At 44.2% G+C, this 22,908-nt stretch carries 23 protein-coding genes; 15 read left to right on the top strand and 8 right to left on the bottom strand.

Features of this window, described 5'->3' with window-relative positions:
* Positions 1-32 precede the first annotated feature (32 nt).
* Positions 33-338, top strand: a complete 306-nt coding sequence (locus tag EO98_RS05425) for a signal recognition particle protein Srp19 (protein ID WP_048140079.1) — start codon at positions 33-35, stop codon at positions 336-338.
* A 134-nt stretch (positions 339-472) separates the two neighbouring features.
* Positions 473-742 (top strand): hypothetical protein, encoded by a 270-nt coding sequence (locus EO98_RS05420; protein WP_156161030.1) that lies wholly within the window; start codon positions 473-475, stop codon positions 740-742.
* Between the two features lie 45 nt (positions 743-787).
* Here the strand turns inward: EO98_RS05420 and EO98_RS05415 are convergent, their stop codons facing one another.
* The 3 genes from EO98_RS05415 to EO98_RS05405 form a co-directional block, all read right to left on the bottom strand.
* Positions 788-1,111, bottom strand: coding sequence for a ribonuclease P protein component 4 (locus EO98_RS05415; RefSeq protein WP_048131361.1), 324 nt, complete (start codon positions 1,109-1,111; stop codon positions 788-790).
* 63 nt (positions 1,112-1,174) lie between these two features.
* Positions 1,175-1,837 carry an MBL fold metallo-hydrolase gene (locus EO98_RS05410; protein ID WP_048139940.1) on the bottom strand — a complete coding sequence of 221 codons (663 nt, stop codon included), beginning with the start codon at positions 1,835-1,837 and terminating at the stop codon, positions 1,175-1,177.
* Between the two features lie 172 nt (positions 1,838-2,009).
* Positions 2,010-2,789, bottom strand: a complete 780-nt coding sequence (locus EO98_RS05405) for a TrmB family transcriptional regulator (RefSeq protein WP_048139942.1) — start codon at positions 2,787-2,789, stop codon at positions 2,010-2,012.
* Between the two features lie 315 nt (positions 2,790-3,104).
* On the opposite strand from EO98_RS05405, the gene EO98_RS05400 reads away from it, so the two are divergent.
* The 3 genes from EO98_RS05400 (at position 3,105) to EO98_RS05390 (ending at position 7,568) form a co-directional block, all read left to right on the top strand.
* On the top strand, positions 3,105-5,375 hold the full coding sequence (locus EO98_RS05400; RefSeq protein WP_235283572.1) for an RND family transporter: 2,271 nt from the start codon (positions 3,105-3,107) through the stop codon (positions 5,373-5,375).
* A gap of 80 nt (positions 5,376-5,455) precedes the next feature.
* On the top strand, positions 5,456-6,520 hold the full coding sequence (locus tag EO98_RS05395; RefSeq protein WP_235283573.1) for a COG1361 S-layer family protein: 1,065 nt from the start codon (positions 5,456-5,458) through the stop codon (positions 6,518-6,520).
* Complete coding sequence (locus EO98_RS05390; protein WP_048139948.1) at positions 6,513-7,568, top strand: COG1361 S-layer family protein; 1,056 nt, start codon at positions 6,513-6,515, stop codon at positions 7,566-7,568. The genes EO98_RS05395 and EO98_RS05390 overlap by 8 nt, the downstream gene beginning before the upstream one ends.
* 394 nt (positions 7,569-7,962) lie before the next feature.
* Here the strand turns inward: EO98_RS05390 and EO98_RS05385 are convergent, their stop codons facing one another.
* From EO98_RS05385 to wtpA, 4 genes are all read right to left on the bottom strand, one after another.
* On the bottom strand, positions 7,963-8,544 hold the full coding sequence (locus EO98_RS05385; RefSeq protein ID WP_048140081.1) for a TOBE domain-containing protein: 582 nt from the start codon (positions 8,542-8,544) through the stop codon (positions 7,963-7,965).
* A gap of 14 nt (positions 8,545-8,558) precedes the next feature.
* Positions 8,559-9,605 (bottom strand): ATP-binding cassette domain-containing protein, encoded by a 1,047-nt coding sequence (locus tag EO98_RS05380; protein ID WP_048139950.1) that lies wholly within the window; start codon positions 9,603-9,605, stop codon positions 8,559-8,561.
* Entirely contained in the window at positions 9,592-10,410 is an 819-nt protein-coding gene (locus EO98_RS05375; protein ID WP_082098482.1) for an ABC transporter permease, read from the bottom strand. The genes EO98_RS05380 and EO98_RS05375 overlap by 14 nt, the downstream gene beginning before the upstream one ends.
* Before the next feature lie 117 nt (positions 10,411-10,527).
* A complete protein-coding gene (gene wtpA, locus EO98_RS05370) occupies positions 10,528-11,619 on the bottom strand; it encodes a tungstate ABC transporter substrate-binding protein WtpA (protein ID WP_048139952.1) in 1,092 nt (363 codons plus the stop codon).
* Between the two features lie 461 nt (positions 11,620-12,080).
* Between wtpA and EO98_RS05365 the strand changes: the two genes are divergently transcribed.
* The gene (locus EO98_RS05365) at positions 12,081-14,000 is read left to right on the top strand and encodes a sodium:solute symporter (protein WP_048139955.1); all 1,920 of its coding nucleotides are present in this window, start codon (positions 12,081-12,083) and stop codon (positions 13,998-14,000) included.
* Positions 14,001-14,074: 74 nt separating this feature from the next.
* Here EO98_RS05365 and EO98_RS05360 read toward each other — a convergent pair whose 3' ends face one another.
* Positions 14,075-14,884, bottom strand: coding sequence for a sugar phosphate isomerase/epimerase family protein (locus EO98_RS05360; RefSeq protein WP_048139957.1), 810 nt, complete (start codon positions 14,882-14,884; stop codon positions 14,075-14,077).
* A gap of 781 nt (positions 14,885-15,665) precedes the next feature.
* Between EO98_RS05360 and mtrE the strand changes: the two genes are divergently transcribed.
* The 9 genes from mtrE to EO98_RS05315 all read left to right on the top strand — a co-directional run bounded on the left by mtrE (position 15,666) and on the right by EO98_RS05315 (position 22,897).
* Complete coding sequence (mtrE, locus tag EO98_RS05355) at positions 15,666-16,580, top strand: tetrahydromethanopterin S-methyltransferase subunit E (RefSeq protein ID WP_048139959.1); 915 nt, start codon at positions 15,666-15,668, stop codon at positions 16,578-16,580.
* Entirely contained in the window at positions 16,577-17,326 is a 750-nt protein-coding gene (gene mtrD / locus EO98_RS05350; protein WP_048139961.1) for a tetrahydromethanopterin S-methyltransferase subunit D, read from the top strand. Before mtrE ends, mtrD begins: the two co-directional genes overlap by 4 nt.
* Before the next feature lie 2 nt (positions 17,327-17,328).
* Positions 17,329-18,132, top strand: coding sequence for a tetrahydromethanopterin S-methyltransferase subunit MtrC (gene mtrC / locus EO98_RS05345; protein ID WP_048139963.1), 804 nt, complete (start codon positions 17,329-17,331; stop codon positions 18,130-18,132).
* Entirely contained in the window at positions 18,129-18,455 is a 327-nt protein-coding gene (locus EO98_RS05340) for a tetrahydromethanopterin S-methyltransferase subunit B (protein ID WP_048131342.1), read from the top strand. Before mtrC ends, EO98_RS05340 begins: the two co-directional genes overlap by 4 nt.
* 1 nt (position 18,456) lies before the next feature.
* Positions 18,457-19,179, top strand: coding sequence for a tetrahydromethanopterin S-methyltransferase subunit A (mtrA, locus tag EO98_RS05335; RefSeq protein WP_048139965.1), 723 nt, complete (start codon positions 18,457-18,459; stop codon positions 19,177-19,179).
* Complete coding sequence (mtrF, locus tag EO98_RS05330) at positions 19,179-19,403, top strand: tetrahydromethanopterin S-methyltransferase subunit F (RefSeq protein WP_011020329.1); 225 nt, start codon at positions 19,179-19,181, stop codon at positions 19,401-19,403. Before mtrA ends, mtrF begins: the two co-directional genes overlap by 1 nt.
* 17 nt (positions 19,404-19,420) lie before the next feature.
* Positions 19,421-19,642 (top strand): tetrahydromethanopterin S-methyltransferase subunit MtrG, encoded by a 222-nt coding sequence (gene mtrG / locus EO98_RS05325; protein ID WP_048131344.1) that lies wholly within the window; start codon positions 19,421-19,423, stop codon positions 19,640-19,642.
* Positions 19,643-19,654: 12 nt separating this feature from the next.
* Positions 19,655-20,605 (top strand): tetrahydromethanopterin S-methyltransferase subunit H, encoded by a 951-nt coding sequence (mtrH, locus tag EO98_RS05320; RefSeq protein WP_048131345.1) that lies wholly within the window; start codon positions 19,655-19,657, stop codon positions 20,603-20,605.
* Between the two features lie 1,161 nt (positions 20,606-21,766).
* On the top strand, positions 21,767-22,897 hold the full coding sequence (locus EO98_RS05315) for a hypothetical protein (RefSeq protein ID WP_048140083.1): 1,131 nt from the start codon (positions 21,767-21,769) through the stop codon (positions 22,895-22,897).
* Positions 22,898-22,908 lie beyond the last annotated feature (11 nt).

The following is a 22,908-nucleotide window of genomic DNA, read 5'->3' as shown; positions in this document are numbered from 1 at the left end:
TGAAAGCAATTTAGAACGAAGATAACATGATGATGAAAGACAAAGGAAAACTTGTAATCTGGCCTGCATACATTGACCAGACTAAATCCAGAAGCAATGGAAGGATAATCTCTCGAAAAAATGCCGTAAAGGAGCCTCATCTGAATGAGATTAAGGAAGCTGCCAGGCAGCTGGGCCTGAACCCTGAAGTAGAGCCTGAAAAAGCCTATCCAAAATCCTGGTGGGAAGTCAGCGGGAGAGTGCTCGTGGATGATAAGGGTCCAAAATCCGTTATTGCAAAGCAGATCTCTTTGTCAATAAGAAAGATGAGAGGGCAGGAAATTCCTTCTAAGGCGTAAACTCACTGGCTGACACCTTTATGGCAGGGAAAGAGCACCCTTAGGGAAAAACTCATTCATATTCGGGAAATATGCCGGATATTCTTGAGATTTAAAAAGAACGTTTATATCATTTGGATGCAAACCCTGCATACATGTCCGAAAACAATAAAAAAATACTGCCTGTCATAAACAACAGTTCAGGTAATATCAAAAAAAGTGTTAAGAGCCCCTATCAAGAAGTCAAGCTGGGATGCGGGTGTGACTCTGCTTCCTGTGGTGGCTGTGCCGGATCCCTGGGGATGAAGGCAGGTTCCGGAAAAGACGTAGTATACAGAAACGTATTCTCATATCTAATGATCGTAAGCGTTATTCTCCTTGTAACCTATATTGTGAAACAACTTCTAACTTCGATGCTAACTTGAATCCGGTTCAGGAAGAAGCAGCCGGAAACCATAAGTCCAACCTTTTTATTTCAACCTTTTATAGGGGTGCCTCATTTCCTTTCCGCAGTGCTCGCAGGATACGACAATAAACCCTCCTTTCAATCTGTAACGGGCATTGTGTCCAGGCATAAGGAACGCATAACAATGTTTGCAGATCCTGCTTTTAATTTCCCCTGGAATGCTAATCCTGTTCCTCATAGAGATATTTCGTATGAGCTGTACGTAACGCCTGCTGCGCTCAGGGTTTTCTGGAAACTCAGCTTTCGCAAGCTCAAAAAGCCGCCACATACGCTGGACTGCTATATTCAGAATAAGGTTTTTCTGCTTTTTTCTGGCTACTTTAGGCATTGATAGACCGATCCTTTTTTTCTGATCAAGGAGTCCTGTTTCAGCCCTTCTCAAAAAGCGAAATCAGGAATCAAGAATAATCACGTTAATATCTGGATTCTTGCTGTGTACAAGGGCTTTAAACCTTTCGGGGTCTCCGTCCATTCCTTCTGAATACCCGTAGTGCATGGGAATAACAAACCTCGGAGAGATAACTGCTACTGCGCTGGCAGCTTCTTCTTCATCCATGGTATATGTACCCCCGATGGGCAGAAGAGCTATATCGGCACTGAAAGTCTCCATCTCCGGGAAGAAGTCGCAGTCTCCTGCATGGTAGATCCTCAATCCTCCAAGTTCTACTATATACCCCACTCCAAGTCCCCTGGGATGGTATGGTTTATCAAGGTTATAGGCTGGGACCACCTCAATCCGAACCCCTTTGATCTCAAGCCCGTCAGCCAGGATATCCCCTTCAGCAACCCTCCTGGCATCACCTCTGAACTCAAGGGAACAGCTCTCAGGGATCAATGTGGTTGTGTCAGACCTCCGGACTTTCCGAATATCCGTGGGGCTGCAATGGTCAAAGTGCTCATGTGTGATGAGGAGAATATCTGCCTTGTCATCAAAAGCTGGTTCTTTATCGATCTTATACGGGTCGATATAGATTTTTATGCCATCCCCTTCAAGCAGAAAACCGGAATTCCCGAACCATTGAATACTAACGCCTTCAATTTTTACACTATTCATATTATACACCTGCTTAACTCTGTTCCCTGCATCTGTGAAAAGAGCCCTGTTAGAGAACTCTACTTTCAGCTCATATTAGATCATATTAGATAATATTAGATCATATTAATAGTAGCCAAATAATAGTATCCGAAAGTATGAACGTCTTTAGATCGGCAACATGTTAAGGTTCTTAAACAGAGTTAAGATCTTTTTTAATGAAACTCGGCTCAAGCACCCTGTTATAGATCATTTTTTGCAGGTAGCAAACGACTGGCAACTTGATTACGACTGCTTCTCTTTTGTTTCCTGCACTGTGGACTCCTATTGATTCTTTTCCATCCGCTATCATGAAGAATTGTTCATCATACTGGAGCCCATCAATTACAATATTATTCATGAAGTCCGAGAATTCTTTTGTAGTCTCTCTAAACTCAAACGGCAGCAATTTGAACCTGTCCAGTTCATTCACAATAAAGGTTAATCGACAAGTTTTTTCCAATTTTTTAAGATCTGCCTCAAATTCCTGCAAGATTTCGGGGCTGGATGCAAAAACAATCAGCTCTTCCTTTACTCCACTGAGAATTTCACGGATTCTATTTTTTATTCCCCACTCACTCTGGATACACCAGACAGGAGATGTTTTAGGAAGTTCGTAACTCAATTCATTGAGCTGGTCAAGCGCCTCGATTGCGCAGTTGATGAATTCATCTTTTATCTTGCCTATTACCTGCTTAGGGTCAACTGCACGAAAATAGGTTGGAGAACCCTGGCGGATTTCCAGATAACCCTTCTTTGCCAGCACTTTAAGGACTTCGTATATCTTGGCTCTTGGCACATTAGTGAGTTCATGGACTTCCCTGGCCGTAGTCTCTCTCAAACTGACAACCCCAACATAGGCTTTTGCCTCGTTTTCAGTTAGCCCTAGCCTCTCCAGATTATGAATTAACTGAGGATTAAGTTGTGAAAACATTTGTTACCCCTAAAGTAACAATAGATTTAAATCTTTTCTATCTCTATAAGCCAGCAAATCTACGAGACTTAAGAACGTATCAAACAGTATAAAAAGGATAGAAATGTAATAATAACAAACCTTGGATGGGGAACCTCCAGCCAAAAGGGAAACCCGGCAGGTTGAAGATGTGAATCAAGGTTCCTAAATGGTACTTCATATTAAAAATTATGAGAGGAATCAAATATTAAAAAATCTTTTGAAAAACTGGGGTTTATTATTCAGAATAACCGTTTTTCCGTACTCCTGATAGCTTTCCTGTTCATAATCATATCAATGCAGGGAGCACAGCTAATAGAGATGAAAGCAGGGACGGAGACCTTTGTCGGGAAAGACTCTCCTCTCTACCAGAACTACGATCACCTTTATCAGAATATTTTTCAGACACAGTCTATTGTTGTAATGGTAGAGGGCAACGAGGTGAGAAATGCTGACCTGATGGAGGCTGTGGACAGGTTAGAACATCAGCTTGCGGCAACGGACGGAGTGATTGAGACTACAAGCCCTGCCTCCCTTATCAAAACGATCAACTACAAGACAACAGGGAGGTATGAACTTCCCGAAACCAATGAAGAAATAGAAGCTATCATAGACGGAAATCCTTCTATTTTCGGTCAGATTATCCCTGACAATACCCATATGTTGATTTCGATAGTAATGGCCGGCTCAGCCAATGACAAAACTCAGCAGGACATCCTTACTGCCACTGAAGATGCAGTTCCATTTGCGGAATTTCCACCTTCTTACAATATTATCGTTACAGGTGACCCGGCATTCCAAATCTCCATGAACAAAGAAATGAATTCCAGCATGGGTGTACTTTTAGGGCTTTCAGCTATTTTCATGGTTATTGTACTACTCCTCGTGTTCAGACATGTCCGCTGGTGTCTTCTTCCTCTGCCAGTAGTGCTTCTCGGAATTGTTTACACATTCGGAGCTATGGGTTATGTAGGGATTCCAATGTCTATGGTTTCAATGTCTGCATTCCCGATCCTCATAGGCGTAGGGATTGACTATGCCATCCAGTTCCATAACAGACTTGAAGAAGAACTGCATGAAAAAGGGAACAAAAAAAGAGCAGTTATAGAAACCGTAAAGCACACAGGTCCTGCGGTCCTCATCGCCCTAACAATGACAGCCCTTGGTTTTTTTTCCCTTTTCACATCCACGGTGCCAATGATCCAGGACTTTGGGAAACTGCTCCTGATAGGCATTGCCATGTGTTACCTCTCCTCTATATTCGTAGGTGTTGCAACAATCTCAATATTTGATAAATATTCAGATAAAAACCCCTTGAGGAAGGTAGCAAATAAGATAAAACCTGCAGATTCGGGAAAGAAGAAAAAGCCTGAAGGAGAGGGAGAAAGCAACCACTTAATAGGAAATGTCCTCCAGAAAACAACGGACCTGACGATCAAATATGATGTTATCGTACTGGGGATCGCATGCTTGCTCTGCTTTGGCGGCATCTACCTAGATCAGTCCGTGCCTATCCAGACTGACGTTCAAGAATTTGTACCCCAGGATATGCCTTCCCTTGTGGACCTCAAACACATGGGGGATATCATGGGCGGAAGCGACGAATTAAACCTTATAATAAAAGTTGATGACACAGCCAACCCTGATGTCCTGAAATGGATTGACCAGTTTTCCGAACATGAGGTGGCAACCAGTAGCCATATTTACAGCGCTTCGAGCATCGTATCTCTCGTAAAGGAAAGGAATGGGGGAGTGATTCCTGACACCAGCCAGGAGATAGAGGAAATTTATTCCGAAATCCCTGAAGCGCAGAAGAACCGCTACATGTACGGGAAAAATATGCTTCTCCTGAACTTCAATATAGGGAATGCGGTTGCAGACATCAAGGTAGTGGGTATTAAAGAACTTACAAACATCGTTAAGCAGGATATGCAGTGGATGCCAGCTCCCCCAGGTATCACAGCCACGATTACCGGAAACTCGGTCGTCTTTATAGAGGTCATTACTGCTCTTACCAGTGGACGGATAGCAATGACTTTCCTCGGCCTTGTCCTCGTACTCGCAGGGCTTTATATTGTTTACAGAGACTGGGTGAAAGCTCTGGTCCCTATAATTCCAATGGTCATAGTTATCGGCTGGTCAGGAGGAGTCATGAGTTATCTTAACATCAGCTACACTCCTCTAACAGCAACTTTGGGAGCTTTGATCTTAGGAGTAGGGTCCGAATATGCTGTCCTCATGATGGAACGTTACTTTGAAGAAAAGGATAAAGGGCAAAGTCCTATGGAAGCAATCCACATGGCCAGTTCCAAAATAGGAAGTGCAATCGTTGCTTCAGGAGCGACTACCGTATTTGGGTTTATGGCCCTGCTGGCTTCTCCTTTCCCCATGATAGCCGACTTTGGTATGGTTACGGTTATCGATGTCGTGCTGGCTCTCCTGGCTACCTTTGTGGTTTTCCCACCACTGATAGTTTTCCTTGATACCTGGAGGGATAGGAGAAAAGGAGCCAGGATGGTAGAAAAAGAAACAGAGATAAAAAAACAAATTCAGGGGGCCGAGATATGACACAAGTGCCCATAAAAAAATTAAGGCAAAAAATGATTAAGAAAGTTACTACATTTGCGTTAATTCTATTACTAGTATCAGTGACTGCACTTCCAGCCCTCGGAAACGATGACGATGATGAAACGAACTTCATTATCCCAGACCATGGGTACACCGTAGACTATTACAGGAGTTACGGGGAACCGGTCATGCAGGTATCAATCACAGGAGATCCCGAGTTCAACAGGGGAGAAACTGCAGACCTGAAGGTAAAAATCGCGAATCGTGGAATTATAGATGGTTTTCAGAGGCTGAACGTAAACCAGAAAAGAATAAACGATTCCATGGAGGAAACGATTGCACTGGAAGAGATGAAAGAAGAAAAAGAATGTACGACAGCAAAAGACATCGAAGCTACTCTTCAATCAGGAACGGAGTACATTGAAATTGAGTCCACAACCGGTGTTAAGAGTGTGGAAGAACTTGAAACAGGCCATACGTCAACCCTCAGCTACACGATAAAAATCGATGGCGATACACCTGCAGGGGATTATGAACTCCTCCTACCTGTAACCTATGAATACCAGGCAAACGTCCGAACTGTAACTGCAGATGTAATAAACCTGGGGCTTACGGATGTGGATTACACAAGAGAGTATAAAACGAAAACAGAAATTCTCAGAATACCTGTTTCCGTAAAAAGCGAACCTAAATTAGAAGTAACCAATGTATCCGGCAGCCTGGTGCAGGGAGAGAGTAAAGTTATTGAAGTTACCTATAAAAACACCAGAGAAAGCGTAGCAAAAGATGCCTTAGCCCGGATAATTGTCATGAGTCCCCTGAGTACTGAGAAGCCTATAGTAAGGCTGGGAGATATAGGACCCGGGGAAGAAAAGACTGCCAGCTTCGAGATTTCGGCAGACCAGGAAGCCATTGTGAAAAACTACGGCATAAATAGCGAAATAAAATATGTTGATGAAGAAGGGGAAACTTCCTTTTCAGAAAACATGAAAGTGAATGTGCCCCTTGAAGCTACAGAGAAGAAATTCAGCACAACAGGCATAGCAATCGTACTGATTATCCTTATCACCCTTTACCAGATCGGAAATGCACACCGGAAAAGAAACCAGAATAATGAGAACGCATCAGGTGATGAAAATGAATAAAAATGGATTTTTTATTGCTGTCACGACCATTCTGATCCTTTGCTCTGCAGTCCTGCCAGCACAGGCAGCTCTACCAAAAAATTTTGATATTAGTGAAAACTACTACACAGTGTACGGAGGGCCTGACCTTAATGCAACACTCATTGGAGACAATGAGTATTCCAGAGGAGATACTGTAACCCTTAACATAGAAATGATGAACAAAGGCACTATATCCGGATTTAAGTCTGAAAATGAAGCAACTTTTGGAGATTATGTGGATTTGATGCTCCAGCAATCAGAAATGCAGTATGAGGCACAGGTTACAACAGCAGTAGGCATCCTTGCAACCCTTAAATCCGATGATCCGAATATTAAGGTCAAATCGGGTTCCCAGCAAGCAGGCACTCTCAAGCAGGGGAAACAAAGCGCAAGTCCCACAAAGTTTGCGATAGAGATTAACAAAAATACTCCTGCAGGTACCTATCCCTTGACTCTTGAACTTTCATACCAGTACCAGAACAATGTTCAGGTTGGAGGAGATGAATTTGATAGCATTACAGGCCTTGTGACAAATAAGGAAGTAGGCATCTGGTACGAAAACAAGACTCAGACTCAGACTATAGAGATAGAAGTCAAAAAAGAACCTTACTTTGAAGCCACAAATGTAACAGGTGACCTTTACCCTGGCGAAAGCGGGATGCTTTACGTCGTATACAAAAACACCGGAGAAGAACCTGCAAAAGATGCGACTGTAAGAGTCAGTGCAGCTGACCCCTTCAGTACCACCGATGACCAGGCTTATCTAGGAACTTTGAACCCGGGAAAAAGCGCTGTTGCTGCGTTTGAAATGGATGTAGATGATACAGCAACTGCAAAGCCTTATTCCCTTAATAGCGAGATTATGTATGAAGACGCCGACGGACATGACCAGATCTCAGATACCGTCAAGATCAACACAGAAGTCCTGCCTGCTAAACAGACGCTCCCAGGATATGAGCTGGGGACAGGTATTGCAATGGCTCTCGGAGCCTGTTTCATCATGTTAAGAAAAAAGAAACAGGACTAAAGTGAAGAAGAAGTGAAAGGGTCAAAAGAGAACGATACCTGAGAAATAACAATTAATCAGTTGCCATCCGGTTTGAGAGTTAACTCAAGCCGGAATAGAGCAATTGATTCTTTCAATCGGGAAAACATTTTTTCAACGATTAGTTCTCAAAAAATTTATTTGAAATTTTAATCTGAGAGATATATAAAAAGACTCAGAATCCCTGATAACTATGGATCCTTGAATTGAATAGACCTTGAATTGAAATAGGCTTTGAATTGAATAGACCTTGAATTGAATAGGCCTTGAATTGAATAGGCCTTGAATTGAATAGGCCTTGAATTGAATGGCCATTAAATTAAAAGGGGCCTTTAAATTAAAAGGATTTTAAGAGAGTAATTTTCAGCCGGAGCGATTATTCATCAGAATCTGCTGAATCAGTTTTTATCTGCCCTTTTTCACTGACAGCTTTTGCGACCATTACCTCAGTGGATTTTATGACCGCATAAATCCGGTCTCCGGGTTTTATATCCAGCTTTTCCACTGCCTCTTCCGTAACTACAGAAGTAAGGACTGAAGGTTCCAGCTCAATGGTGATCTTGGAAACAAGCCCGCTTTTCTCGACTTCAAGTACCCTTCCGGGAAGCTTGTTTCGGGCTGAAAATTTGAAACCTACGTTTTCCCAGGAGGTTTCGTCTTCTACGGCTTCATTGATCAGTTTTTTGTTCAGATCGTATTCAACCAGCAGTTTTCTTCCAAGCTCGGTCAGGAAAGTACCCTGGTCCTTTCCCCCGCGCACAGTAACTACCGCAGGTTCGCCGAGAGCTTCATTCATTTTTTTCAGCATCATCCAGGCGTGCTTGTACGAGATTCCGAGTTTCTGACAGGCTTTCCGAAGAGATCGTTCTTCGTCAATTGTTTTCAACAACTCAGCTCTGCCAGCACCCATAACCGTTCTTCCATCTTCAGTAAACCAGAGCTTTGTTTTCGCTTTCACAGACATTCACCTTTTTAGCGGAGCACATGGACAGAACTTGCCTTGAACTGGGCATAGACCGGGACACCCGGAGAGAGATCCATCTCTTCTGCCGACTGCCGGGTTATGAGGGCGTTCAGGGGGACCCCGCAATCAACCTTCACCCGCACAAGAGCTCCAAGTATCCAGACTTCCGTAACCCTGCCCTGCAGAGAGTTTCTGATGCTGGATTGTGTGGAAGTTTTACTTAAAGCTATGTTTTCGGGCCTCAGGAAGGCATAGACCTGATCTCCTGCTTCCATATCTCCCGAGGCGTCGATTACTGCTCCCCCGGTCTCGATCCGTAAAAGCCCGCGGTCAGCAGAGATGACCATGCCTTTCAGCACGTTTTCAAAACCTACAAAGCTGGCTACCTGGCTATCAACCGGATTTTCGAAAATATCTTTAGGAGTACCGACCTGTATAAGCTTACCATCCATTACGACTGCAATCCTGTCAGCCATTATGCGGGCTTCTGTCTGGTCATGAGTAATATGCAGCACAGTCAGTTTATTCTTTTTATGGAGAACCGAAAGCATTTCCCTGGCATTTTCCTGCGTGCGGGGGTCAAGCGCACTAAGGGGCTCGTCCAGGAGGAGAATTTTCGGGTCAGTGACAAGGGCTCTTGCAAGGGCGACTCTCTGCTGTTCTCCTCCTGAAAGCGTTAGAGGGTTTCGGTCAAGAAGATGGGTGATTTTCAGATCTCGGGCAGTTTCCAGAACACGTTTCGGGTCTTTTATTCTTTTCATCCTCATCCCGAACTCGATATTTTTTTTCACGCTCATGTGAGGGAAAAGCGAATAATTCTGGTAAACAAAAGCAAGGTTGTGCTTTTCCGGAGGCAGGTGTGTCACATCTTTTCCATCAACCAGGACCCTTCCGGAATCAGGGACATGAAAACCTGCGATCAGTTCAAGAAGCAGGGTTTTTCCGGCTCCTGTGGGCCCAAGGATCACAAAATATTCCCCTGATTCAACTTTAAGGCTAAGCTCGTTCAGGGAAAAATTCTTCCATATCCTGGAAAGGGATTCAATCTCTATCATATATACTCCAGCCTGCGGAAATGACTCTTATTACAAGAAATATCGAAAGCGTGACCAGTATAAGCAGTACGGCTATGGGTCTGGACGCCGAAAGCCCGTAAGAGAGAAAACGGTCATAGATAAGAGTGGGCCCTATCATAGGGTAGTAGGCGATAATCACGACTGCTCCAAACTCACTTATAGCCCTTGCCCAGGTCATGACTGCACCTATTAAGAGATGCCTTGCTGAAAGCGGGAGGGTTACAAAGAAAAATGCTTTCCAGAGAGGAGCTCCCAGAGAACGGGCTGCATTTTCAAGTCTCGGGTCCACACTTTTGAAGCCTTCCCTTGCAGAATTTGCCAGATAAGGCAGGGACACGAAAAGCATTGCGACCACAATTCCCGGAAGAGCATCGCGGAACTGGATATAGGGTTCAAGGGGTCCGCCAATAAGCCCCCTTGACCCGAAAACCGTAAGAAGGGCAATTCCTGCAACCGTATGCGGAACTACAACAGGCACATCAATTATGCTCTCAACAAGCCTTTTTCCGGGAAAATCAAACCTTGCAAGAATGTAACCTGTCGGAGCTCCGAGAAAAAGAGCAAGGAGGGTTGCAAGAAAACCCGCATATAGAGAGAGGAAAATAGCTCCCATTACTGAACTGTTTCCTGCGGCTTTTACCAGGCCCGAAAAATCCCCCACCAATTGCCCGAAGATCATGTTTGCAAGAGTCAGGAAAATAAAAAGGAAAAGAACGAGCAAGATAAGGGAAAAGACGAAAGTCATAGGCTCAATTCGACGGATTTTTCGGGTTGTGGCTTTCATTCTTATACCCTTTTACTGCCGTTTTTGTTTTTAAGTAATTCCCTGAGTCCTTGAATTCTGAAGTTCACCTTATCAGAGGTGTTTGAAACAGGTTTCCGGACCAGGGAGAGTTCATCTTTATTCCACAAGAGCCTGCAATTCTTCAGGCATTTTATCTTTTCCTTCGGAAATGGCAGGGACAATCGGAGGCTGTCCGTTCTCTATGAAAATCTGCTGACCAAGCTCATCGAGGAGGAGTTTTACGAATTCAGTGGCAAGTTCCGGGTTTTTCGCATTTTTGGGAATTGTTACACCGTACACGATAGAAGATCCCGTAACTACTTCTCCGTTTGCCATTTCCACCTGGACTTTCGAGTAATTGTCAGCATATTCGATAGACCCCAGATCAATTTCAGGTGGGAGCTCCACGTATTCAAAGCCGTGCTGGACAGCAACACTCCTGTAGATATAGAAATAGTCGATTTCCCCGGTCTCAAGGGCAGAAGAAAGTTCAACTTCCATACTCCTGAGCATGATCTTGCTGGTGTCAGGGGAGAGGGCTTCGGATGCAGGGACGTGTACCAGAACTGTCCCGTTTTCCTCTGTTGTGGCAGTCATGCCAGTCTTATTCAGGATCAGGTCGTCATAGATCGTGCTGTTATCGTAATAGAACTCTGCGAGCTGTGTCACCATCTGAGTCCTGTAGCCGCATGGATCGTCGTTAGGGTTAGAAAAGCCGTAGGTTACCCCGGGACGCCTGAGGATCTCATACCAGTTGTTTGCATTGATCTCGTCGCTGTACATGCTTTCATTCGTGTAAGCGATTACAATCTGGTTTCTTGCAAAAGCCGCATACCAGTCCGCATATTCCGGCATCATCAAGGATGGGATCAGGACATAATCCGCAGATGCCAGAACATCAGCCTGCTTTCCAAGTTCGGTGATCTTTCTTACACTCTGCGCACTCCCTGCAGCTTCCCGCTGAACATCAACCCCCGGATGCTGGGCTTCGAACTCGGCTTCAAGCTCCTCAAAGGGCACACTCAGGCTTCCGGCATGGAAAATCGTCAGGACTTCCCCTGAACCTGAAGAAGGATTTCCAGAACTATTATCCATTGTTCCGGCACTTTCGCCCTCTGCCTGGTTGTCAACGCATCCAAGGCCTCCAAATATAGTAATCAGGATTAAGAAAACCGCGATTACCTTAAAAACTTCGATTTTACCTTTCATGGTTATGTGGTCTTTAACATATCAGATATAAACCTTTTGAGTAAAACGGCCACGTTTTCACATAGAGGGAGCCTGGATAAACAAAAAAGAAGGAGTAGAGGCTTAAAAAAGCGTTTTCCATGCGAAAAAACGGTCCATATAAAAAAATGTAATTCAGAATTAAAATCAAGAATCGAAAATCAAGAATCAAAAATCAAGAATCGAAAATCAAGAATCGAAAATCAAGAATCAAAAAGAGTAAAAACCAAGTTAACTTGCATTTATTTGAAAAAAGCAGCTCGTAAAACATCCAAGGAATAAATAAAATAGTAGAATTGAAGTAAAATTTACTTACCCATATTTAATAAGATGAGAATATATAAAAGCAAAGTACTCCTGAATGATTGTGATATTTTCAGGAAAAATTTCTATAAAATGGATAGTACTCATATACATTATTTGATCCTTTTAAAGGTGTCCTTATGGATGGTTATAATATATTCTTGACGTTGCTTGCGGTCTACATAGCCGGACTTGTGGCTATTGGCTGGTACTTTAATAAAAAACAGAAATCTGTTACTGACTTCTGGCTTGCGGGACGCCGGATTGGCCCCTCAGCCCTCGGATTTTCGGCTGCAGCATCATGGCTGACAGCCGGAGGACTTCTTGCGGTTATCGGGTTTTACATGCTGCAGGGAATGGGTTCTATATGGGCTTTTGTCGCCCCCAACATCCTCGCCCTTCTTATCATTGCAATACTTGTGGGGAAGATCAAGAACCTGCCTGCAATCACACAACCCGAACTTCTGGAACAGCGCTATGGCAGCGCAGTCCGATGGCCGATTGCCCTGATCATTACTGTAGTGATGATTCTTTTTGCGGTAGCAGATGTTACAGGGCTCTCCCTGGTGCTCCAGGTCTTCTACGGCCTTGATCCTCTTTATGCTGCAGCTATCGTTGCAATTGCAGTCTCCCTTTACGTAACCCTGGGCGGGCTTTCGGCGGTAGTCTGGACAGATGTTGTCCAGTTTGGTTTCCTTGCGATCTTCACAATAGCAATGGCTTTTGCCGCAGTAGGAGCAGTAGCTGATGGAGGCCTTAATACTCCTGCAATAAGCAGCTCAGAGCTTTTCGGAAACGTACCGGATACGTGGTGGAACCCCTTCTCAATTGGAATTCCCATGGTTCTTATCTTTGTGCTGGCAATCATCCCGGGCTGGATCACGGAACAGGACCCCTGGCAGAAGGTATGGGCTGCAAGGGATGCAAAATCAGCCCGTCTTGGGATGATCATAGGGTCCCTTATGATCACTGTAGTTTTCGCGGCATGTGCTGTAATTGCAATAGCTCTCAACGCCATTTACCCTGAAATAGCAGGAATGGGTTTTCCTGCAGGAATGGCTCTGGCAGAACCTGCGCTTCTTGCCTTTGTCAGTGAACGTTTCGCCTCAGCTCCCCTGATAATAGCCCTCAGCGCAATCGGGCTTGCAGCAGCTTCCATGTCATGTGCGGACACTTTTGCAACCTCAGGAGCATCCTGTATCTCAAGGGACATTTACCAGAGATACATAAAGCCTGATGCTACAATGAAGGAAATGCTGGTTGTAAACAGGATCAGCGTGCTCATTATTGTGCTTGCTGCGACTGCCGGCTCATTTGTAATTCCCAATATAATCGATGCAATTCATATTGCAACCTTTATTGCAAGCGCTTCCTACTTCTTCCCTCTCATGGGAGGCCTGTACTGGAAAAGAGCTACGAAAGAAGGAGCGTTTGCAGGGATGCTGGTAGGATTTGCAGTCCAGGTAACCCTTGTAGCCCTGGACTTAATAAGGACTCCTCCCATGGCACCTTACTACCTTGAAACAATCCACCCGGTCCTGATGAGCCACGGTGTTATTGTGGGAATGGGCCTGAGTGCCATTACCTTCATTGGAGTCTCCCTTATGACAAAACCCTCAAGCAGGGTTAACCTTGCGCCCTTTTTCGAAGAGGAAGCCGAAAAGCTTGCCCGCTACGAAACACGTGAGATCAATGAGGCAGACCCCTCATACAGTGCTTTCCTCAAAAATGTTGATGAGAACATTGCAGGGGAACGCACCCACCTTCAGCTTAACCTCCGGGCTTCGGGGACTCTCAGCTGGCACGAACTTGTGGAAAGGCTGAAAACCAGCTCACCGGCATGGGTTACTCCAACAGGGCTTGATTCCGTATACAGGCTGACCCATGGAGACATGCTTGCCTGCGTAGCTGTTACAAGGGGAAGTGGAGAGCAGGATATCTGGCTCAAAGCCGAACCAAAACTTGAAACCGTTGGAAGACAGAAAAAAGAGCTTTTTACAGCTTATGAAGAGCTTAAAAAAGTGCTTGGCCAGAAAGGAATTAAACTGGACTTCTACTAAAAAAGGGTTATTAAGAAAGGCTGAGGTTCTTAATCGACCCCGGCCATTTATTTCTTTTTTGGAGTTTAACCGCTTCAAGAATATAGAGCTTTTTCAACGATTTTTTTCCCAAGCTGAACATCTTCCAGGGAGAAGACTTCCAGGTTATAGACACCCCTGTAGTCGGAAAGCAGTTTGAGGACCGAAAAATCGACGCATCCATTCCCTGGCACCATATGTTCGTCCCCATCATATTTTTCAGTCCACTGCCCGCTGTTGTCATGCAGATGAAGGTGAATAATATGTTCCTGCAGGGTCCGGACAAACGTCCTGAGTTTTTCAGAGTCTCCCCCGCAGGTGAGGTTCGCGTGCCCGATATCAAAAGTAGCCTTAAGATGGTCGGAGTTCACAATTTCAATGGTCCGGGAAAGATCTTCTGCTTCACAGCAAAAGTTCGAGGGATCTGTCCCTTCCTTATTTTCAAGCCCCAGCATAACTCCATAGTCTTCAGCCAGAGAGGCAAGAAATTTGAGGTTATTGACCATTGAAGCAAAGGATTTTTCTCTCTCGGCCCCAACTCTGCCAGGGTGCAGCACCACTACATGAGACCCTATTTTGTTTGCAATTGACATGGACTCTTCAATGAGAGTAAACTCTCTGTCCCCCATTTTTGCAGTATCCACCTGCAAGGCTGCAGGGTACTTAGGATCTGCTGCAGAATAGGGGGCGTGAACAGTACCTGCAAAATAGTATGCTGACATTTCGTCAAGGATACGCTCAAGTTCTTTCTTTTCAAGTACCGACCCATTATAAATTCCCAGTTTAGGGACATATAATTCTATAGACCTCACATTTTCCTTTAGTTCCTTAAGGGAACCAGCAAAGGATGAAGCTCCGAAGATCACGCATTAAGCAAGGAGACCAAATATAAAGTTCTTTTGCGGTGCCCGTAACAACCAGAAAGCGGCAAAACTGTGCTAATTTATGAAAGCACTTGTACCACGAAGGAAAAAACAGATGAGATTTGCATGTAACCCGGGGCAGAAGGCTTTAAATTGCTATAAAGACAGAAATATAGCCAACATATTTATATATAATAAATTGTTACCAGCCCTTCTTAGTAAAAGAATTAATAAATAGTTTCTAAATAAATAGATAGTTATGTCCTGAAGAATATATTTTTACGGAGAAGAAGGACAATAGAAAATAATTAAAAATTATGAAACGGAAAAATGTCCTTTTTGTCCCTGAAAAAAATAAAGGATATTGGTGAGATTTACATTTTATAAAAGTTAGTAATATAAAAACCACGTTGTGATAACCTATTATTATAAAAATAGATGATATATTATTAAAAATAAATAAAAAAATTCATTCGTAACAATCGGAATCTTTATATGATACTGGAGAAAGTATAATTTATTTTTTTTTATATATATGGAATTTTGTTTATTTTAGCCGGCTCACTACATCTTATAAAATTGATTGTATAATATATAATCATATAATAATATTTTAAAAGCGTCCTTAATTCGAAAGGTTTATGAATGATCCTCTCTAATCCAAAATTTAATGCTCGTCATCATCATTTTTATTTGCAATGAGATGGCAGACGTTTTTAAAAAAATGTATAACGTTTTTGAATCCAGCTTATTAACATGTTAATAACATAAAGGAGGAAAATGAATGGAACCACTCATAGGCATGGGAGTGCTGGCACTTATTGGCGTAGCTGCAACCATTGCAGGTGCCTCAGAGGACCTCGAATCCGATGTCGGATCCCAGAGTAATCCCAACTCACAGGTCCAGTTAGCCCCCCAAATGATGTTTCCGCACAGAATATATAATAAAGCGGTATCGGGGGAACCACCCTCAAACGCGTTAATGTGCTCGGTAGGTGCAGCCGTAGCTACAGTATTAATAAGTGAATTTACTTTATCTCCACTCTTTGCACTGGTAATCGGTTCCCTTGTTGCAGCATGCGTCCACGGCACCTTTGCCGTCACCTCTGTACTGGGCCGTTCAGCCAGCCAGAAGCGCTTCAAGCAGCCAATTTATCTGGATATGATAAGAAGTCACACCCCGGTAATCATGGGATACTCATTCATAACAACTTTCTGTATCCTTATTGTATCTTATATGATGACCGTCGTGCTTGGACATCCATTCCCGCTAACCATGCTTGCCTTTATCTGGGGTATTACAGTAGGTGCAATTGGTTCATCTACAGGTGACGTCCACTACGGGGCAGAGCGTGAATTCCAGCAGTTCGAGTTCGGTTCCGGGCTCAATGCTTCAAATTCGGGAAACATTGTCAGATATGGAGAATCCGGGATCAGAAACGGGTACGATAACTCCTGGTTCTGTGCCAAGTTCGGAGGTCCTGTCACAGGCATTGCTTTTGGTATGACTGTATTCCTTGGTAGCTGGGTTACCACTATTTTTGATCCTGCTAAAGGCCTCACACAGGGCTGGTTCTCTGTTATCGCAGGTGTCGCCATTGTCCTTATCTTAATTATCTGGAACTGGAAGATTGAAGTCGAAGCTCGCAAGGCATTTGGGCCTTACAAAGAAGACAAAACCGAGGAGGCTTCAGCATGATTGACGCCCTTATGGCTAATATCATTTGGATGGCATTCATTGTAATTGGTGGCGTCCTGATTTCCTGGAGTGTCCACTTCGTGCCTGTGGGTGGTGCACCTGCAGCTATGGCTCAGGCAACCGGTATCGGTACTGGTACCGTGCAACTGGCAGCCGGAGCAGGTCTGACAGGACTTGTCAGTGCCGGGTTCATGATGAACGTGACAAAGGATCTTCCCTTAATTCTTGCCTCGGGTGCAGTAGGGGCAATGATCATGATTGCTGTAACCATGATCGTCGGAACCTGGGTTTACGTCTACGGTGTGGGCTGTGTACCTTCCTCAGCAAAGGTAAAAGTCGACCCTATTACAAAATACAGACAGGACCTGTATGTCTCCCAGGGTACTGAGGGGCACGGACTTCCAACAGTCTCATTTGTCAGTGGTGTAATTGGCGGCTGCCTTGGTGGAATCGGCGGAGCCCTCATATATTATTCTCTTATAGAAGTGGGCATTACTGCCGGTCTCAGTGTGGGCGCAAGCACTTCGGTTACAGGAAATGAACTTGTAGGAATTGCTGCAATGTTCGCAATAGGCATCTTCTTCGTGAACGCTGTGATTCCCTCCTATAACATCGGAGGTACAATCGAAGGTTTCCACGACCCCAAGTGGAAGAAGTGGCCAAAGGCGGTAATATCTTCCTTTATAGCAACGATATTCTGTGCCATTGTGGCAGTAATCGCAATTTCACAGCTCGGAGGTATCTAAAAATGTCTGCAGGTGGAGCAGGAGGAGGAGCCAAAGGCGGGTATCCTCAACAAACAATAATGGCTATTGGTGCAGTCGGCGGTCTCGCAGGGATTTACCTGGGCCACTTCATGCCTCCAGCATTTTCCTTCTTCGGAGGCCTTGGAGCAATCTGCGCCATTGTATGGGGTGCTGATGCGGTTCGCCGTGTTGCAAGCTACGGTCTTGGTACCGGGGTTCCATCCATTGGTATGATCGCCCTTGGTATGGGAATTGTCGCTGCCCTGTTCGGGCTTTCCGTAGGAGGCATTGCAGGACCCATAGTGTCCTTTATTGCAGCCGCAGTTATAGGTGCCATTATCGGTGTCCTTGCAAACAAGGTAATCGGAATGGGCATCCCCATTATGGAACAAGCCATGGTGGAAATTGCAGGTGCAGGAACCCTGGCAATTATAGGATTAAGCGTTGTCATTGCAGGGGAATTCACATATGGCCCAGTTATTGAGAACGTAGTCGCAAATGGATACATTGCACTGATCTTTATCATAGGCGGCATGGGAATCCTTCACCCCTTCAATGCTAACCTCGGTCCTGATGAGAAACAGGACAGAACTCTCATGTTAGCTGTTGAAAAGGCAGCCATCGCAGTAGTTATTGCAGGTTTTGCATCTTCACTCCATGAAGGACTGATGGCAGCCGGATTAAACATCTTTATAGGACTTATTATCTGGGCTTTTGCCTTTATGAAGTACTATGGGCTTGTCAAGAGAGATGCACACGCGGTTGTTGGAACCGGGCTGCTGCCCAGTGCGGAGGAATTGCAATGAGCATGATTCGCATAGCTCCCGAAGTACACCTGGTCATGGACCCTGACACTGCAGTTGTAGCAGAAGAAAGGGCAGACTCGGTTCTCTATTCCATGGAACCTGTCTTTGAGAGAATGGACAAACTGGACTTAATTGCAGAAGATCTGTTAAACTCACTTTCGCCCAGCAAACCGCTCATGAACTCATGGCCCGGCCGTGAAAACACCTCCTATATGGCAGGAATTTATGGGAACTCTTTCTACGGAGTCGTTTTAGGTCTTGCCTTCAGCGGGCTGCTTGCCCTGATCATATTCATACAGAGACTGATCGAGGGAGGTATGTAAAATGGTAGATAAAAGAGAACCCGCACCGGGATGGCCAATCCTGAAAGGAGAATATGAAGTAGGCGATGTAAAGAGCTGTGTCGCAGTCATTACCTGTGCGTCACACCTTCCCGGAAAGCCAATTCTCGATGCAGGAGCAGCAGTTACTGGATCCTGTAAAACCGAAAACCTGGGTATAGAGAAGGTCGTTGCCCACGTAATTTCAAACCCCAATATCAGGTTCCTGGTTGTAACCGGAGCTGAAGTCAAAGGGCACGTTACAGGACAGGCAGTGCTCAGCATCCATGCAAATGGTGTAAAAGACCATAGAATTGTAGGTGCTGTAGGTGCTATTCCGTATGTAGAAAACCTGAACGATGATATAGTTGCCCGCTTCCAGCAGCAGGTCCAGACCGTAAACCTGCTGGACACAGAAGACATGGGTGCAATCACAGCCAAGGTAAGGGAACTTGTATCAAAGGACCCTGGTGCCTTTGATGCAGAACCAATGGTTGTGGAAATCAGCGAAGAGGGAGAAGAAGAAGAAGAGGGCGGAGTCGTCAGGCCGGTCTCCGGTGAGATTGCAGTCATCCGCAGCAGGTTGAAAGGCATTGAAGCCCGGATGCTTGACATAGGAAACTTGAACAAGTTCCACTCAGGGATTCATGCAGGAAAGATTGAAGGTGCCATGATCGGGTTGACAGTAACCATATCCCTGCTTGGGTTATTACTGCTCGGGAGGTAATGAGAATGGCAGAAGAATACGGAAAAGGAGTGCCAATGGTGCTCAACCCTCAGATGGGCGCAATTGATGCTACTGTTGAGAGCATTCGGTACAGAGCACAGCTGATTGCGAGGAACCAGAAGCTGGATTCCGGGGTAATGTCCACCGGAATAATTGGCTTTGCCGCAGGCTTCCTCTTTTCACTGCTGATGGTGATCATACTCCCGTTAATGGCCGGTCTCTAAGCTTGAGAGGTGAAACTATGGATGGAAAAGCACCAGCAGCGTTTGTAGATCCAGCTGAGTTTAACGAAGTAATGAAAAGGCTCGAAAAGATCGATGAAAAGGTTGAGTTTGTCAACAGTGAAGTTGCACAGAGGATCGGAAAGAAGGTAGGAAGAGACATAGGAATTCTGTATGGCGCAGTGGTAGGACTGCTTCTCTTCCTGATCTATGTCTCGGTATCATCAATGTTCACAATATAATGAGGGATCAAAATGTTCAAGTTTGACAAGAAACAGGAAGTTTACGAAGTAGGTGGAGTTAAGTTCGGCGGACAGCCGGGTGAATACCCAACCGTGTTAGTCAGTACCATGTTCTATGCAAGGCACAAGATCGTGACCGATGAGGACAAAGGTCTCTTTGACAGAGCCGCTGCAGAAACTCTGTGGAACACCCAGGTGTCAATGAGCGACGCCACCGGAAACCCCTACGTAAACCAGATCGTGGGCGAAACCCCCGAAGCAATCAAGAATTACATCGACTGGTTCGTTGGGATCGACGACAGGACCCCCTTCCTGATCGACTCCTCAGCCGGAGAAGTGCGTGCATTCGCAGCAAAGTATTGTACTGAAATCGGAGTTGCAAACAGGGCAATCCATAACTCCATCAATGCAAGTATTGAACAGTCAGAAATGGACGTACTCGCAGAGAGCGATGTGGAAGCCGCAATTGTCCTGGCTTTCAACGCAACCGACCCAACCGTAAAAGGAAAGCTTGACATCCTTGAAGTCGGTGGTTCCGGGCAGACTAAAGGTATGCTCCAGGTCGCTGAGGAATGTGGAATCAAGATTCCCCTTATCGACGTTGCTGCAATGCCCCTTGGCGCAGGTTCTGGCGCAACAATCCGCTCAGTGCCAACAATCAAAGGAAAGCTCGGCCTTCCTGTAGGCGGCGGATACCACAACATGGCCTCAGCCTGGGACTGGCTCCGGAAATTCAAGAAAACCCAGCCTGACCCAAAAGCAATCTACATGCCTACAGACATTGGTACCAACCTGGTAGCCCAGATTGCAGGTTCTGACTTCCTGCTCTACGGTCCTATCGAAAACGTCAACCAGATTTTCCCGGCTGTAGCCATGGTAGACATCATGCTTGGTGAAACCGCAAAGGAACTTGGCGTTGAGATTGCCGACCTGGCTAACCACCCGGTCACCAAACTGACGTAAGTTCAAAATATATTAAAGGGATCGCAAGATCCAGAAGCAAAGAGGCGTTTTCTCTTTGCTTTTTCTTTTTTTGTTTTACCGTGGATTCAGTAATTTCTTTCAAAGTTTTCTCATCGTTCCCAGTCCATAGTAGAGGTAACTGTGAGGCCATACCAGCCCCTGAAGGTACACCAGTCCTAAAGGTACCTTTCTCGTGGAATTACTTCTCCTTCAGTAGTAAAGAAAAATTATGAGAGAAAAAGAAACTTAAACAGAGAAAAAAACAGAGAAAAAACAACAGAGAAAAAACAACAGAGAAAAAAAAACAGAGAAAAAGTTAAATCTGAAAGAATTTTTTGTATTCTCAGATTATTTATTATAAGGAAGTACCTGACAGACGAGGAAGTATTAAAGAGCCTGCCAGATACGATGAATCCACTCCCAACTCGCTTTTGAGGGGGAACAAATATGCCCTGTAGAAGATCAGATTATTAAGGATATGTAAAGTCCTGACGGGATGTTTATACAGAACCCCCACCCAATCAGAAGGTATACAAATCCATTTCCAGACTCACCATTTGTCAGAGAGTTAACCAGTGTCTTTCGAAACTGGAGAGGACAACAAAGACCATACAAACTGTGAGCATATAGGGAATAAGTAACCTGATTCTCAAGGCTATTCGAGCCCCCATTCACATTCGAATTTATTTAATTTACATGTCGTACACTGTTTTACATATATATATAAAGAATTGTGAACTGATATTATCTGTTTTAGATACGGTGTCACTTCCCCACTTTAGTACATGGGAGGAAAGTTCTACCTGATGCGGGCCATACAGTAATGAACCGAAAATAATGAAGCAGATGGATTTGCCAGAAGTTCCAAACAGGGAATATTATGTGTAACTGCAGATTGACTAACCTTCCTGAAGAATAATATAAATTTACAAAAATTATCAAAAAATGGCACTAAACAGAAAGATTTAATATTCGGTAGCACTTACCATTATATAAACTACTGATAAAGATTTTTAGATTTTAAAATAATATATTATATAATGATAAAACAAATTTTCTAAGCTTTGAGCCGGAAGAGATAAAAAAGCCATTCGTATCAGGGGCACGGATTATGGATCGTAGCATAAAGGACCGGAAAGCCAGACCATCTTGGGTGAAAATATGCTGATCAGAAAAAATATATCCCTTGATGATAAATACCTTAAAAAGTTGCAGCCCCTTCTAGACGCCAATGACGGGAATCTTAGCGCCGCAGTCAGGGACACAATTGAAATTGCAGATACAGCACTTATGTATCATAAAAGCATTGATGAAGCAATTATATTTTTAAAAGAAACCCCCGCAAAAGAAGAACTGAACGACACAATCAAGAACGGGGAAAATATCATTATAAATAAAACAATGCTCGAATGGCTTTTCAGGAATACAAAAGGAAGGCTTACGGATGAAGAGCTGGTTAATGAGCTAATCAATCCTTTTGAAATTAGTGATATGAGAGAACTAGAGGACTACCTTAACAAGGTTTCCAGAAACTACCAGTGGACAATCAGAACATCAATCAAGTGTGAGGATATCCACAACCCTGAGTCTGCCCTTATACTCATTTCCAATGCCACCATAAACAGCAGAGAGTTTTTTGCCCAGCTTATAGCCCATTTTCTGGCCAGATGGAAACAGCTTGATGTGGAACACATTTTCAGACGGGCAAACTCAACCCAGATCTCATTCAAAAAGAACCTCTCAGTATCTCTTAATGAGACCATGCCAGGGATCCGAAAACACTTTGGTTGCCTTGATATAGTCTGCAGAGAACTTGACGATAATACAGAGTTCTGGACCCAGTTAATGAATACATACAATGTTGAAAGATACAACCTTGTGACTTTGCACCGAACCCAGTTCGAAACTTTTGCAGCCGGAGAGGTCCCGAACCCGACAAAGATACTGGAACGCCTGTGCAAACAATCAATAAGTGAAATGTCTCTTCCAGATTTACTGGTTTACTTCAGGAAGATGTACCTGGCAACCCAGCTGGTAAAGAATATAGAAATCTGTCTTGAACCAGGAAAGGAATCAGTAACCATTTATCATGATTTCAAAAATGAAAACGTTATCCATAACCTTGCAGAATATTTTTCAAATATATTCAGAGAAAACGGTACACCTTTTGTAACTTCTTCATATTCAAGTATGATCGTGTTCAGGTTCGATAAAGAACACCAATCTGCAGACAGCTCCGACTTATATGGAATGGAAGAATTCAGAGAACCTGATTTCTGTTCAAAAGACTAAAACTCCAGAGA

The organism is Methanosarcina sp. 2.H.T.1A.6 (assembly GCF_000979455.1).
GTDB lineage: Archaea > Halobacteriota > Methanosarcinia > Methanosarcinales > Methanosarcinaceae > Methanosarcina.
Note: the sequence above shows the minus strand (reverse complement) of the source record. Positions and strands in the feature narration are given on the sequence as shown.